The sequence below is a fragment of the Nonomuraea composti genome (genome assembly GCF_012034275.1).
Classification (GTDB): domain Bacteria; phylum Actinomycetota; class Actinomycetes; order Streptosporangiales; family Streptosporangiaceae; genus Nonomuraea; species Nonomuraea composti.
In genome coordinates, this window is sequence record NZ_JAATEP010000085.1 from 1 (window position 1) to 12,783 (window position 12,783).

General features: G+C 73.0%; 12 protein-coding genes. 4 read left to right on the top strand and 8 right to left on the bottom strand.

Annotated features, from left to right (window positions below):
• From HCN51_RS53905 to eccCa, 3 genes are all read right to left on the bottom strand, one after another.
• A partial coding sequence (locus HCN51_RS53905) for a WXG100 family type VII secretion target (RefSeq protein WP_168021568.1) occupies positions 1–725 on the bottom strand: 725 nt, incomplete at its 3' end.
• Positions 722–1,060 (bottom strand): hypothetical protein, encoded by a 339-nt coding sequence (locus HCN51_RS53910; RefSeq protein WP_168021569.1) that lies wholly within the window; start codon positions 1,058–1,060, stop codon positions 722–724. The genes HCN51_RS53905 and HCN51_RS53910, both read right to left, overlap by 4 nt.
• Positions 1,061–1,083: 23 nt before the next feature.
• The gene (gene eccCa, locus HCN51_RS53915) at positions 1,084–5,070 is read right to left on the bottom strand and encodes a type VII secretion protein EccCa (RefSeq protein ID WP_168021574.1); all 3,987 of its coding nucleotides are present in this window, start codon (positions 5,068–5,070) and stop codon (positions 1,084–1,086) included.
• A 101-nt stretch (positions 5,071–5,171) separates the two neighbouring features.
• Between eccCa and eccD the strand changes: the two genes are divergently transcribed.
• Positions 5,172–6,692: a type VII secretion integral membrane protein EccD gene (eccD, locus tag HCN51_RS53920; RefSeq protein WP_346434152.1), complete on the top strand. Its 1,521-nt coding sequence runs from the start codon at positions 5,172–5,174 to the stop codon at positions 6,690–6,692.
• A 4-nt stretch (positions 6,693–6,696) separates the two neighbouring features.
• On the opposite strand, the gene HCN51_RS53925 is transcribed toward eccD, so the two are convergent.
• Positions 6,697–7,113: a YbaB/EbfC family nucleoid-associated protein gene (locus HCN51_RS53925; protein WP_168021576.1), complete on the bottom strand. Its 417-nt coding sequence runs from the start codon at positions 7,111–7,113 to the stop codon at positions 6,697–6,699.
• Between the two features lie 125 nt (positions 7,114–7,238).
• Here HCN51_RS53925 and HCN51_RS53930 point away from each other — a divergent pair, with 125 nt between their 5' ends.
• Genes HCN51_RS53930 through HCN51_RS53940 form a run of 3 tightly spaced genes read left to right on the top strand, consistent with a single transcriptional unit; the run spans position 7,239 to position 9,021 of the window.
• Positions 7,239–7,565 carry a hypothetical protein gene (locus HCN51_RS53930; protein WP_155128569.1) on the top strand — a complete coding sequence of 109 codons (327 nt, stop codon included), beginning with the start codon at positions 7,239–7,241 and terminating at the stop codon, positions 7,563–7,565.
• Positions 7,565–8,527, top strand: coding sequence for a hypothetical protein (locus tag HCN51_RS53935; RefSeq protein ID WP_168021566.1), 963 nt, complete (start codon positions 7,565–7,567; stop codon positions 8,525–8,527). The genes HCN51_RS53930 and HCN51_RS53935 overlap by 1 nt, the downstream gene beginning before the upstream one ends.
• A gap of 59 nt (positions 8,528–8,586) precedes the next feature.
• Entirely contained in the window at positions 8,587–9,021 is a 435-nt protein-coding gene (locus tag HCN51_RS53940; protein ID WP_168021602.1) for a YbaB/EbfC family nucleoid-associated protein, read from the top strand.
• Between the two features lie 55 nt (positions 9,022–9,076).
• On the opposite strand, the gene HCN51_RS53945 is transcribed toward HCN51_RS53940, so the two are convergent.
• From HCN51_RS53945 to HCN51_RS53960, 4 genes are read right to left on the bottom strand one after another with little or no spacing between them, the layout of a single operon-like run.
• Positions 9,077–10,513 (bottom strand): WXG100 family type VII secretion target, encoded by a 1,437-nt coding sequence (locus HCN51_RS53945; protein WP_168021567.1) that lies wholly within the window; start codon positions 10,511–10,513, stop codon positions 9,077–9,079.
• Positions 10,514–10,535: 22 nt separating this feature from the next.
• Positions 10,536–10,955, bottom strand: coding sequence for a hypothetical protein (locus tag HCN51_RS53950; protein WP_080042971.1), 420 nt, complete (start codon positions 10,953–10,955; stop codon positions 10,536–10,538).
• Positions 10,952–12,391: a WXG100 family type VII secretion target gene (locus HCN51_RS53955; RefSeq protein WP_168021577.1), complete on the bottom strand. Its 1,440-nt coding sequence runs from the start codon at positions 12,389–12,391 to the stop codon at positions 10,952–10,954. Before HCN51_RS53955 ends, HCN51_RS53950 begins: the two co-directional genes overlap by 4 nt.
• The gene (locus HCN51_RS53960) at positions 12,391–12,768 is read right to left on the bottom strand and encodes a hypothetical protein (RefSeq protein ID WP_155128565.1); all 378 of its coding nucleotides are present in this window, start codon (positions 12,766–12,768) and stop codon (positions 12,391–12,393) included. Before HCN51_RS53960 ends, HCN51_RS53955 begins: the two co-directional genes overlap by 1 nt.
• Positions 12,769–12,783: the final 15 nt, after the last annotated feature.

The following is a 12,783-nucleotide window of genomic DNA, read 5'->3' on the forward strand; positions in this document are numbered from 1 at the left end:
GGGGGGGGGGGGGGGCCGCTGGAGCCGTACCCGCCGAAGCCGCCCCCGCCCTCGGCACCGCGGGGGCCGTCGCCCGCGCCCTGCAGGGAGGTGCCCGCCTGCGGCCGGTAGTCGGGCTCCGGCTCCCAGCCGGTGGACTTGCCCCGGGGCGGGACGAACGTCTGCGTCGTCACCTCGGGGATGCCGTGGAAGGTCTGCCCGCGCTCGTCGAGGAAGCGGCCGATGTCGTTCTTGGCCTTGGTCACGGCCGCGTCGGCGGCGTCCACCCAGGGCTGCGCGTCGGCCTTGGCCTGCTCGACCAGCTTGGTCAGGCCCGGCCGCACGTCCTCCGCCGTGGCGTCGGGGTGCTCCTTGTAGTAGGCGTTCTCGTACGTGGTCGCGCTGGTGCTGAGGTCCCGGATGATGGCGGCGATCTCGGTGTGCGCCTCCCGCAGCGCGCTCGCCGCGTCGCCGAGCGAGGAAGCGGCGTTCGACAGCGCCGACTTCAGGTCGCCGGCCGCGGCCTGGTACTTGCCCATGTAGGTGTCGAACTGGTCGGCCGCGCGGCCCTTCCAGGCGTCGTCCACCGTTCGCACCGCCGCCGACAGCCCGCGGGCGAACTCGTCGACGTCGCCGGACACGCCGCGCCAGGCCGCGGCGAGCGTGTCGATCGCCCCCGGATCGCCCTTCACCTTCCGCAACATCGCGTCGAGCGCGGCGCCTCCGGGCAGGTGCGCCACGCTCACGAGCCGGCCCCGTGCGCCGCCCGGATGTTCTCCTCCACGGTGCTCAGCGCGTGCTCGACGGCGCGCAGCTTCCTGCGGGCCTGGTCCGTCTCGGTGATGACGGCGTCCCAGACGTCGTTCGCGGCCGTGGCCAGCGCGCCCGAGTCGGTCAGGTCGCCGAAGGTGGCGGCCGCGACGGGGGTGCGGTTGTTGACCGGGGCGCCGTCGTCGCCGTAGGTGATCTCTCCGGGGTTGCGTTCGGTCAGGGTGTCCTCGTACTGGCCGGCGGCGCGCTTGATGGCCGTGCGGCAGTTGTCCAGCGCCGAATAGTGCGTCTCGAGATCCGGATCCGCCATACCTCATCCGTCCTTCGCCACGATCAGTCCTGTCCTGGCTGGTCAGCGCCCAGGAACGCCGTCTGCACCAGACGCGGCCCGTGGCGCCGGTCCAGCAGTTGCCCGCGCCCCGGCGGGAAGGGCTGGGGGCGGACGTTGCCGAACAGCATGCCCTCGTCCTTGTTGCCCGACAGGAGCAGCGCCGGGGTCGCCATGTCCTTCATCCGCTGGATGACGGGGTCGAACATGGCGCGGCCCGCGCCGCCCATCTGGCGGCTGAGCACGACGTGCAGGCCGATGTCGCGCGCCTGCGGCAGCAGCTCCACGAGGGGAAGCAGCGGGTTGGACGAGGTCGCCACGAGGTCGTAGTCGTCCACGACGATGTAGAGGTCGGAGCCCTGCCACCAGCTCCGGTCGCGCAGCTGCTGCGGCGTCAGGTCGGCCGGGGGCAGGCGGTTCAGCAGCGCGCCCCTGGCGTCGTTGATCAGCTCGGTCGCGGCGGCGCTGGAGGCGGCGTAGCCGATGCGGTGCTCGGTCGCCGCGGAGTCGAGCAGCGAGCGCCGGTAGTCGATCACGATCATCATGGCCTGGCTCGGCTGCTTCCTGCGCACCAGGCCCTCGGAGATGAGCCGCAGCAGGTTGGACTTGCCGCTCTCGTTCTCGCCGAGCACGATGAAGTGCGGGTCGGCGTCGAAGTCCAGCGCCACGGGCGCCAGCGCCGCCTCGTCGATGCCGATCGGGATCCGGTCGGGGTCGTCGGGCAGCGACGCGGCGGGCAGGATCGCGGGCAGCAGCCTGACCTTCGGCGCCGCCGGGCCCTGCCACGAGTCGCGGACGGCCTGCACCAGCCCGCGCGCCCCGGCCGCCAGGTCGGAGACGTTCTGCACCCCGTCGATGCGCGGCAGCGCGCACAGGAAGTGGAAGCCGTCCTTGGTCAGGCCGCGCCCAGGCGCGCCCTCGGGCACGCTGACCGCCTTCTTCCTGCTGACCTCCGACTCGTAGGCGTCGCCGAGCTTGAGCTCGATCTTGGTGCCGAGCAGGTCGCGGATGCTGGGGCGGTACTCCGACCACTTGTTGGAGGCGGCGATGACGTGGATGCCGTAGCCGAGCCCGCGGGCCGCGATGTCGGTGATGACGGGCTCCAGCGAGTCGAACTCCTGCCGGAGCGTCAGCCAGCCGTCCACGACCAGGAACACGTCGCCCCAGCCGTCACCCTCGATCGTGCCTTCCTGGCACATGCGCCGGTAGGCGGTCATCGACTCGACGCCGTGCGCGCCGAAGTCCCGCTCGCGCTGCTCCAGGATGCCGCTGACCTCGGCCACCGTGCGGCGCACCCGGTCGCCGTCGAGGCGGGCGGCCACGCCGCCCACGTGCGGCAGCCCCTCCAAGGAGGCCAGCGCGCCGCCGCCGAAGTCGAGGCAGTAGAACTGCACCTCGCGCGGGTCGTGCAGCAGCGCCATGCTCGCCACCAGCGTCCGCAGCACGGTGCTCTTGCCGCTCTGCGTGCCGCCGGCCACGCCCACGTGCCCGGCGCCGCCGGACAGGTCCAGCCAGAACGGGTCGCGGCGCTGCTCGAAGGGCTTGTCGATGATGCCGATGACGGCGTGCAGCTTGCCCCTGCCCGGCCAGCCGGCCGTGGTCAGGCCGTGCTCGGGGGTGACCGAGAGCGGCGGCAGCAGGTGCGCCAGGGTAGGCGGCTCGGCCAGCGGGGGCAGCCAGATGCGGTGCGCCGCGGGCCCGTGCCCGGCGAGCTGCCCCACCACGACGTCGAGGAGGCTGCGCTGGTTGCCGCCGGCCGGCTCGTCCTGGTCCTCCTCCGGCAGCTGCTGCGGGGCGGTGACCTCGGGGAGCGGCACGTGGGCCGGGCCGTACTCGACGACGTCGCGGATGGGGACCTGGCCGTCGGCCGCGACGGCCTGCGCCGGGTCCTCGTGGTACGGGCCGGAGACGTAGGCCGCCTTGAACCTCGTCATGCCGGTCGTGTCGAACTTGAGGTAGCCGTTGCCGGGCGCGGACGGCAGCTCGTACGCGTCCGCCACGCCGAGCACGACCCGGCTCTCCATGGCCGAGAACGTGCGCAGGCCGATCCGGTACGACAGGTGCGTGTCGAGCCCGCGCAGCCGGCCCTCCTCCAGCCGCTGCGAGGCGAGCAGCAGGTGCACGCCGAGCGAGCGGCCCAGCCGGCCGATCATCACGAACAGGTCGATGAACTCGGGCTTGGCCGCCAGCAGCTCGCTGAACTCGTCGAGCACGATGAACAGCGTCGGCAGCGGGCGCAGGTCGGCGCCCTGCTCGCGGGCGCGCTCGTAGTCGCGCAGGGAGGCGTAGTTCCCGGCGGCGCGCAGCAGCTCCTGGCGGCGCACCATCTCGCCGTGCAGCGCGTCGTGCATGCGGTCGACGAGGGGGAGCTCGTCCTCCAGGTTCGTGATGACGGCGGAGACGTGGGTGAGCGTCTCCAGGCCGAGGAACGTGGCGCCGCCCTTGAAGTCGACCAGCACGAAGTTGAGGATCTCGGGCGAGTGCGTGATCGCCAGTCCGAGCACCAGCGTGCGCAGCAGCTCCGACTTGCCGGAGCCGGTGGCGCCGATCACCAGCCCGTGCGGGCCCATGCCGCCCTGGGCCGACTCCTTGATGTCCAGCTCGACCACGCGCCCGTCGCTGCCGAGCCCGATGGGCACGCGCAGCCGGTTGCGGCCCGCCCTGGGCTGCCAAGTCACGGCGGGCTGCACGCGGGCGGCGTCGCCGACGCCGAGCAGGTCGGTGAGCGTGGTGTTGGTGCCGAGCACGTCCTGCTCCTCGCCGCCGGAGCCGATCGAGGCGCGCAGCGGCGCGAGCTGCCTGGCCAGGCCCTCGGCCCGGTGGTAGTCGAGGGTGTCGGGGTCGCCCAGCCGGGTCGTGGACCGCTTGCCGGTGTGGTCGATCTTGACCATGTGGAAGCCGTCGGGCTGGATCTCCAGCCGCAGCGTGCTGGCCTCCTCGACGGGCCCGGTGGCGTCGGACAGGTCGATGACGGTGACGCCCTGGATGGCGTCGGTGCCGAGCTGGGAGTCGTGCGGCACGTGCCCGCCGTCCACGATCACCACGTGGTACGGCAGCGCGTCCGCCGCCGTGCCGGGCCGGAACCTCGCGCGTTCCTTGAGCTCCTCGCCCACGAGCTGGTCGAGCCGCGACAGGTCCTCGGCCATCAGCCGCACCTGCCCGGCCGCGTCCACCTGCTCGGGGTGCAGCGCGTGCGGCAGCCACTTCACCCAGTCCCAGTACGGCATCGACTCCTTGCCCGCGCACACGAGGATCCGCATGTCGTCGGGGGAGTGGAAGGTGACGAGCTGCGCGACCACGGCGCGGACGAGGCTGCGCGCGGCCCTGGGGTCGCCGGAGAGCCTGATGCGGGCGAAGGAGTTGAGCGCGACGGCGACCGGCAGGCCCGACACCGTGGAGTGCGCGCGCACGAACCGGCGCAGGGCGCCGGCGGTCAGCGCGTCGAGGTCCTCGACGGGCTTGGAGTCGGGCGGGATGAGCTGCACGGCGAGCTTCTGCACGCCGGTGCCCAGGCGTACGGTGGCGAAGTCCTCGTCGCGGGGGCGGCGCTCCCACAGGCGCGGGCCCATGGCCACCCACCAGAGCGTGTCGGGGGCGGGGCCGCTCCACTCCAGGGCCTCGCGCTGCTGGACGGCGGCCTTGCGGACGCGCTTGCGGATCTGGGCGAGGTAGCGGAAGTAGTCGCGGCGCAGGCCGTTGAGGCGGTTCTTGCGCTCTCCGGCGTTGCGGCCGAGCTGGCCGGCCGTCATGCCGAGCATCGAGACGGCGAACAGGCCGCTGGCCACGTACATGATCGGGCTGGAGTTGCCGCCGGCGGTGAACATGAGGGCCATGGCCGCGCCGCCCGCGAGCATCGGCACGTACATGAGGACGCCCGAGAGCCCGGCGGGCTGCACCTCGGGAATCTCCGGCGGGGACTCCAGGAGGATTTCCCCGCGCGGTGGTTTCGGACTGGGGCGGCGCTCGGGGCGACGAACAACAACAATGCTCACTGACGCGACAACCCTCCTGTCACCTGAAACACTTTCTTACCAGACCTGCCGTCCCTATATGTTCGGCATGTCGGATTTAGCCAGCCGAACGTGGAGTGGCCGTGACCTCGCTCGCCCATCAGCCGATGCAGCCGATGCGTCCCATGCCACCGGGCGCTCCCATGCCGCCGGGAGGTCCCGTCCCGCCGGGTGGCGCGCTGCCACCGGGGCCGGCGCTGCCGCCGGGCGCGCAGCCGGTGCCGCGCGGGCCGCTGGCGCCGCTGTGCCACGTCACGATCGTCGCGCCGCGCCGCCGCGTGGACCTGGCCCTGCCCGCCGACATCCCCCTGCCGCACGTGCTGCCGGGCCTGCTGCGTGCCGTCGGGGAGGGCGGCGGCGACGCCGGCGCGCCCGGCTGGGTGCTCCAGCGGCTGGGCGGCGCGCCGTTCGACCTGGGCCAGACGCTCGCCTCCCTCGGGGTGCTCGACGGCGAGCTGCTGTACCTGCGGCCACGCGAGCTGGCGCTGCCGCCCGCGCTCTACGACGACGTGGCCGACGTGGTGGCCACGGGCGTGAAGGAGAGCACGGGCAAGTGGGAGTCCCGCCACACCAAGGCGATGGGCACGGGCGCGGCGGCCGTCCTGCTCGCGCTCGGCGCGCCCGGGCTGGTGCTGTCGGGGAGCGAGCCGCTGGGCGTGACCGTGGTCGCCGGGCTGCTAGCCCTGCTGCTGCTCGGCGTGAGCACCGCCCTGTCGCGCGCGGTCGGCGACTCCTCCGCCGGCGCCCTGATCGGGTACGCCGCGCTGCCCTACGCCTTCCTCGCCGGCCTGTACGGGCTGCTCAGCGGCTCCACCCTGGCCGGGATCGGCGCCCCGCACCTGCTGGCCGCGCTCACCTGCACCGCGCTGGTGGCCACGCTCGGCGGCACCATGGTCGCCGGCGGCGTGGCGGGCTTCCTCGGCACGGCCATCGCCACGGTGGTGGGGGCGGTGGCCGCGGCCGTGGTCATGGTGTTCGGCGTCCCGGCCGCGGGCGCCGCGGCCATGGCCGTCACGCTGCTCATCTCGCTCAGCCCGCTGATCCCGTCCCTGTCGTTCAAGATCGCCAGGGTGCCGCTGCCCACCCTGCCCACCAACGCCGAGGAGCTGCGCGCCGACAACCAGCGCCTGGACAGCGAGGCGGTGCTCGCCCGCACCGCCCAGGCCAGCAGGTACGCCACGGGCATGGTCACCGGCATCGCCCTGACCGCGCTCGGCGCGCTGGTCTACCTGGTCACGGCGGCGACCTGGATGGCGATCGCGATGGCCGTCGTGCTCTCGCTGGTGATGCTGCTGCGCGCCCGCGTCTTCCACGGCGTCGGCCAGCGGCTCTGGCTGCTCGGCGTGGGGCTGGCGGGCCTGGTGGGCGTGGCGGTCGCGCTCAGCGTGGGCGCGGGCACGGTGGCCGCGGCCGCGGTCGTGATGGGCCTGCTCTGGGTGGCCATGCTGGTCGTCGGGCTGGGCCTGTGGCTGCCGTCGGGCAAGCTGTCGCCGTTCTGGGGACGGGCGGGCGAGATCGTGGACGTGATCCTGCTCATCGCCCTGTTCCCGCTCGCGCTGGGCGTGCTCGATGTCTACACCTGGATCCGGGGGCTGGCGGGCTGAGCGGTCAGTCGTCGTAGGGGTCGCGCTCGGCCAGCCGCCGCATCCGCATGTTCCGCTCGGAGGTCTCGGCGGCGAACAGGTCGCGGAACTCCTCGAACTGGCGCTGGATGTCCTCCAGCCCGAGCTGGGCCTCCGGCACGCCCAGCACGCCGCGCGTCTGCCGGTCCTGGTCCTCCTGCGCCTGCCGGACGGCCTGCACCACCTCATCCTGCAGGGCGGCGACGTCCAGGCGCAGGACGCGGGGCGCGAAGGTGACGCTCTGGAGGCGGCCGTCCGCGTCCACGACCGCCTTGGTCAGCCCGCTGCGGCTCTCGCCCCTGCCGACGACCTCCCGCAGGGTCTGGGCGGCGTCCGCGAGGTCGCGCAGCTCGCGCTGGCTCTCCCGCATGAGCCGGTCGATGTCGTTCTCGGTGTAGTCCATGGCATGCCACGCCATCGGCGGCCGGTTAACCGAAAGGGTTGCGGAACTGTCCGGACGCTGAATCTGGTGTGAAGATCACAGCAATTCGCCCGTTCACCGTCGAATGTGGACAACAATCGCGTTTTGTGGCGAATACTCAACAAGGTTCGGGCCAGGAGATCTACGTCACGTCGTCCACGATCGCCCACACGCGCTCCCGCATGGACGACGAGCTGAAGCCGGCCGTGGAGCACATCCACGGGCTCCTGCCGATGACGACCGTGGACGGGCTCGGCTTCGGGCAGATCGGCGGCCTGTTCATCCAGGGTGCGTACGAGCAGTTCCGCACCTGGCTCGACACGACGCTCGGCGAGGCGGAGACCTGCGTGCAGGAGTGCTCGACCGCGCTCGGCCGGGCCAGGCGCAACTGGCGGGCGGCCGAGGAGGCCAGCATGGTGAGGTACCGCGGCTGATGAGCACCCCCGACCCCTGGGCGCACACCCGCACCACCCCCAACCAGCCGGTACCGGGCAACCCGTACGCCACGCCCCCGGGCACGCCGACCACGCCGCCGGCCAGCGGGGGCTTCGGCCCCGCCCGCTATCCCGGCACGCCGGGTTTCGGCGGCCCCACGCCGGGCCCGTACAGCACGCCCGCGCCCCAGCAGGCGGTCTCCGCGCTGCGCAACCCGTACCGGCCGGTCATCGGCGAGAGGGCCCTCGACGCGCTCAAGAAGGCCGGCCGGCTCACCGTGGGCCTGGCGCCCTCGATCGCCATCGCGGGCGGCATGCTGGCCAACGAGCCCGGCATGGCGAGAGCGGTCAGCACCCTCGACAGCGGCATGTCCGCCCGGCTCGACGACGGCATCAAGCAGCTGCTGCCCCAGCTGCTCAACACGGCCAGGGACGGCTGGATCGCCCTCGACCGCGACGAGTACGAGAAGTGGATCTGGACCTTCCACCGCGAGATCGGCGCGCTGCGCAACGTCATCTCCAAGGGCGCCGGCATGCTCGACGAGGTCGCGGCCGGCTACCGGAGCTTCTGGACCTGGGTGCTGCGCGCGTCGCTGGCCGCGATCGGCCTGCTCGTCGTCGCCAAGCAGCTGCAGCGGGTGCCCAACACCTCCGTCTGGGGCCTGCTGCTGGAGCGCTACATCACCGGCACGGTGAACGTCTCCACGCTCTTCCTCGCCACCACGCTCGGCCACACCCTGAAGGAGGCCGGGGACGTGCTGTCGACCATGGTCAAGAAGCAGCACCAGTTCGGCTACATCACCCCGAGCGGCGACGCCGCGATCGACTTCCGGTCGGTGACCATCGACGCGAGCGAGTTTCCCTCCTTCGCCGAGCCCGACCCGCGCACCGGCCTGCCGCCCGGCTACGAGGACTTCACCTGGGTCGAGCCGAAGCGGACGGAGACCACCGCCCAGCCCTGACGCCCTGACGGTAGGGTTGCGGCAGAACAGGGCTTTTGTGGCAGGTGAGGGGCGTGAGCATGGAGCGGGAGTTCGGCGCACTCGACTTCGACAAGATCCTCAGGAACGCCGAGCAGCAGATGGCCCGCGTCGCCGAGCTGCGCAGCTCCATGATCGAGCTGACCGGCCGGGCACAGGACGAGGACGGCCTGGTCACCGCCGAGTTCGGCAGCGGGGGCCTCAAGGACCTCGTCCTGCATCCGAAGGCCATGCGGCTCACCTCCGGCGAGCTGGCCGAGCGCATCAAGGCCGTCATCGAAGAGGCCGCCGCCGACCTGCAGCGGCAACTGAGCGAGACGATGGAGGAGGCCTTCGGGGAGGAGAACCCGCTGCGGTTCGGGCGAGACCCCGAGGGCGCGCTGGAGCAGGTGCGCCAGGCGCAGGCGGCCTACGACCGGACCCACGAGGACCTCATGGGCCAGCTCGACCGCATCCGGCAGCGCATGGAGGGCTGAGGCCCCGAGGCCGCTCCGGCGCGAGGTCACGCGCGCCGGAGCCGCCGCGTCCGGCTCAGCCGATCTTGTCCGGGCCCGTGGGCGTGGGCACGTGCCACACGCTGGGCTCCGGGTCGTAGATGTCGCGCGTCTTCTCGCCGCCGTCGCTTCCCGGCGCGCCCGCGCCCGCCCCGGGCGGGTAGGCCATGAAGCCGGAGCCCGGCGTGGCGCCGCCGCGCAGGACCGCCGGGCTGGCCGCCGCCGCGCCGCCGCCCGACGGGTACCACATGCCGCCGTTCACGCCCGGCTGGACCGCCGGGTTCGGTGTCGGCAGCGTGCTCGTCGGCGTCTGCGGCGTGGGGACGGTCGTGGTGGTCTGGTACGGGTTCGAGGCCGAGCCGGGGTTCGCCGTGGGCGTGGTGGTGCTGTCGGCCAGCTCGGTCCGGCCGTCGGCGCCGATCACGGGGGGCACGTCCTGCCCGGAGTCGCCCTGCGCCTGACCGGACGGCTGCTGGCCCTGGGTGCCGCCGGGCTGCTGTCCGGAGTCACCCGGGTTGGGGGTGGCGGAGCCGTCCTGGCCGTTCTGGCCCGGGGCCGCGGGGTCCTGCGGCGTGCCACCGCCCGAGCCCGTCCCGGAGCCGCCCGAGCCTGCTCCTGAGCCTGCCCCTGAGCCACCCGTGCCGCCCGTGCCGTCCGAGCCCGGCCCGGAGCCGCCCGCGCCGGAGCCGGTGGTGCCGCCGCCCGACCCGGAGCCCGTGCCGCCCCCGGAGCCGTTCCCGCCGTCCCAGTACGTGACCGGGCCGCCGCCGGCGTCGCTGCCGCTGCCGACGTCGATCTTCTTGTTCTTCGTCAGGGCCACGTCAAGCGGCGTGACGTTGGGCATCCGGAAGGACAACCCCTCCGCCATCCTGGCGTTCACCTCGGCGATCTCGTCGTTGAGACGCTTCAGGTGGTTCCTGGCGATCTCGTCGGGGGTGAGGACGCCCGACAGGGACGGGTCGCCGAACGTCCCGCCGGCGGTGTTCTGGTCGAGCAGCGGCGGCGCGTACTCGGCACCGCCGGTGCCGCCGGAACCCCCCGTACCGCCGGAACCCCCGGTGCCGCCGCCGTTGAGCATGCCGCCGCCGGCGTTCTCCTCCGGGGCGGCGGGCAGGGCCGCGCGGTACTCCCTGACCTTCGCGGCGTACTGCTTCATGGGGGTGCCGGTGTCGTGCATCGCCGTGCCGAGCGCGCCCGCGCTGGCGAACAGCACCCGCAGGCTCTCCAGCGCCTTGGTGGCGCCCTCACCGCGCCAGACGTTCTTCAGCTCCTCGGCCGTCCGCCTCAGGGCGTCCTGGACGCCGTCCTCGCCCTTGATCAGCTTGGCCGCCTCGACGTAGCTCTGCCCGGCGGCCTCGATCCGGTCGGGATCGGTGCTGTTCAGCCAGGAGACGACCTGCTCCCGGGTCGTGCCTGCTCCAGGGTCGCTCTCGCCAAGGTAGGCGTAGAGCCTGATCGGCTGCCATTCACCCATGGCTCAACAACCCCGCCACTTCTCACGCACTGCTGTCCTGATGGAATCTCTCATAGTTCGCGATGGCCTTCTCCACCGCGTCCACCCACTGCTCGACGTGGTCGAGGAGCTTGCCGTAGCTCGGGTCGAGCACCGTGTAGGCCTGCTCGGTGTTCGCGCCGAAGGACGAGGCCACCTCCCACTGGCCGGTCTCCTGCGGCCCGACGTTGCCCATGCCGGCCACCTCCCCGATCGTGCCGGGGCCGCTGTAGGTGGCGCTCATGGAGGCGGGGGCGTTGCCGCGCAGCGAGTCCAGCTTCGTGCGCAGGCGTCCGACGACGCGCCGCAGCTCCGTGTGGTCGACGTACGGGCCGCCCGTGGCGGCGTCGTCGCCCAGGCCGGGGAAGTTGGCGGGCAGCTCCAGCTCCGGAGCGGGGCTGCCGTTGTCAGCGGGGCGACTCATGTCTTGCCTTTCGACTCGCCCTTGAGGGTGGGATTGATGGTGGCCACGTCGCTGGTGAAGAGCGAGTCGTCCTCCAGGAGCCACGTGGTCCGCGTCGTCTCCTGGGCGTCCTCCTTGCCCTTGCCGCGCGCGCCCACGGGAGGCACCACGGGCACCATCGGCGACCTGCCGCTCGCGCCGCGGCCCGCGGCGGAGGCGGCGCCGGCCGCCGCGCCGTTGCCGAACGCGCCTCCCGCGGACGAGCCGCCGTACGGGCTGCCGATGCCCGTGGCCGGCGTGTTCGTGGCGGCCGCGTTCAGCGCGGGAGTGGTGGTCGAAGGGACGTGCGGCAGGGTCGCCGCCGGGTCGCCCAGGCCGGCCAGGGAGGTTCGCGGCGCGTTCGGGGTCGTGCCGCCGGCGCCGGGGACGTTCGTGGCCGGAACGCCGGCGCCCGGCCCGCCGGGCAGGTTCGCGCCACCCGCGCCGCCCGCGCCGTTCGTGCCGTCGAGGTCCGTGCCGCCGCCCGGCGTGGCGCCGACTGCCGACCCGTCGGGCAGCGTGCCCCCCGGGTACGTGGTGTCCACGCCGGGGATCCGGTGCAGGCTCGGGTCCGTCAGCCCGTCCTGGCCGGTGGGGTAGCCGAGGCCGTCGATGCCCGGGGCGTCCGGGTCGAAGCCCTGGCCGAGCCCCGCCGGCACCGTGCCGCCCCCGGGCCCGTTGACGTCCGGGATCGTCGGGGTCCGCGGGGCGAGCGGGCTGAACTGCGGGATGTCGGTGTTCAGCTCCACCGGGAAGGCCTGGTTGTTCTGGTTCGTCGCCTCGGTCAGCAGCTTGATGTGCTCCTTGGCGGCCTTCCTGTCCTTCTCCTCCTTGGAGTCGCCGACGAGGTTCGCGAACGGGCCGTCGGTGAACAGCGCGGTCACGCCGCCGGCCAGCGTGCCCACGACGGCGCCGATGACCGCTCCGGGCGGGCCGCCGATCACGCCGCCGCCGATGGTGCCGACCGCGCCGCCCTGGAAGGCGCCCTCCAGGACGCTGACGTCCCGGTCGGCGGACTCCGGCAGGTTCTTGCCGCTGAAGACCGACAGCGTGTGAGCCTGGAGGAGCAGCGCGGGGGCCACGCCGGACGGGTTGGCCGGGCACTGCTCGGCGTCCACGGGCTGGTTGCTGATCGTGGTGGACACGTCGGAGGCGGCCGCGCGCAGCCGGCGCAGCTCGGCCTTGACCGTCTTGGCGTCGTTGCCCGTCGTCCAGTGCTCGTCCAGCGCCCGGAGGTGCCGGTCGATCACCCCGATCAGGTGCTCCAGGCGCCGCTTGGCCGTCAGGAACTCCTCGGCCGCGCTGCGCAGCAGCTCCGGCTTGTTCTTGTTCAGGTGGTCGCGCAACAGCTGGAGGTCGGCGTAGTCGACCTCGCCGGTGTCGAAGTCCTGCCTGATCGGCTGCTGGAACCGGCTCATCAGACCTGCACCGACTGCGAGCGGCCCTCGCTGTCGACCTCGATGTCGTCGTAGTTGCGCAGCGCCTGGTCCAGCAGGTCGATGACGTTCCGGACCTGTGTGGCGATGTTGCCGTACGACACGGTGACGGCGCCGATGGCCCGTTGGGCGCTGGTCTGGAAGCCCGTGGCGGCAGGCCAGTAACCGCTCATGGCCTCGTAGTCGTCGCGTAGCTGCAACGCCGGAGAGGCCTGCGCGAAGACAGGCTGGGCGGTGCCGTCGTTCTTGGCGCCGCCGTTCTTGCTGTCAGGGCTCAGGAGCGCGAGCGCTTCCTCCAGGTCGGTCCTGGCGGCCTTGATCGCCCGCCTGCTGAGCTCCACACCACGATCGTTGCCCATGCTCCCCCTTCGCTG

What these genes read in the sequence shown, in the direction of transcription:
- HCN51_RS53945 (WP_168021567.1), bottom strand. Translation starts at nt 10,513, where the DNA reads ATGGGTGAATGGCAGCCGATCAGGCTCTACGCCTACCTTGGCGAGAGC.
- HCN51_RS53925 (WP_168021576.1), bottom strand. Translation starts at nt 7,113, where the DNA reads ATGGACTACACCGAGAACGACATCGACCGGCTCATGCGGGAGAGCCAG.
- HCN51_RS53910 (WP_168021569.1), bottom strand. Translation starts at nt 1,060, where the DNA reads ATGGCGGATCCGGATCTCGAGACGCACTATTCGGCGCTGGACAACTGC.
- HCN51_RS53950 (WP_080042971.1), bottom strand. Translation starts at nt 10,955, where the DNA reads ATGAGTCGCCCCGCTGACAACGGCAGCCCCGCTCCGGAGCTGGAGCTG.
- HCN51_RS53935 (WP_168021566.1), top strand. Translation starts at nt 7,565, where the DNA reads ATGAGCACCCCCGACCCCTGGGCGCACACCCGCACCACCCCCAACCAG.
- HCN51_RS53940 (WP_168021602.1), top strand. Translation starts at nt 8,587, where the DNA reads ATGGAGCGGGAGTTCGGCGCACTCGACTTCGACAAGATCCTCAGGAAC.
- HCN51_RS53955 (WP_168021577.1), bottom strand. Translation starts at nt 12,391, where the DNA reads ATGAGCCGGTTCCAGCAGCCGATCAGGCAGGACTTCGACACCGGCGAG.
- HCN51_RS53960 (WP_155128565.1), bottom strand. Translation starts at nt 12,768, where the DNA reads ATGGGCAACGATCGTGGTGTGGAGCTCAGCAGGCGGGCGATCAAGGCC.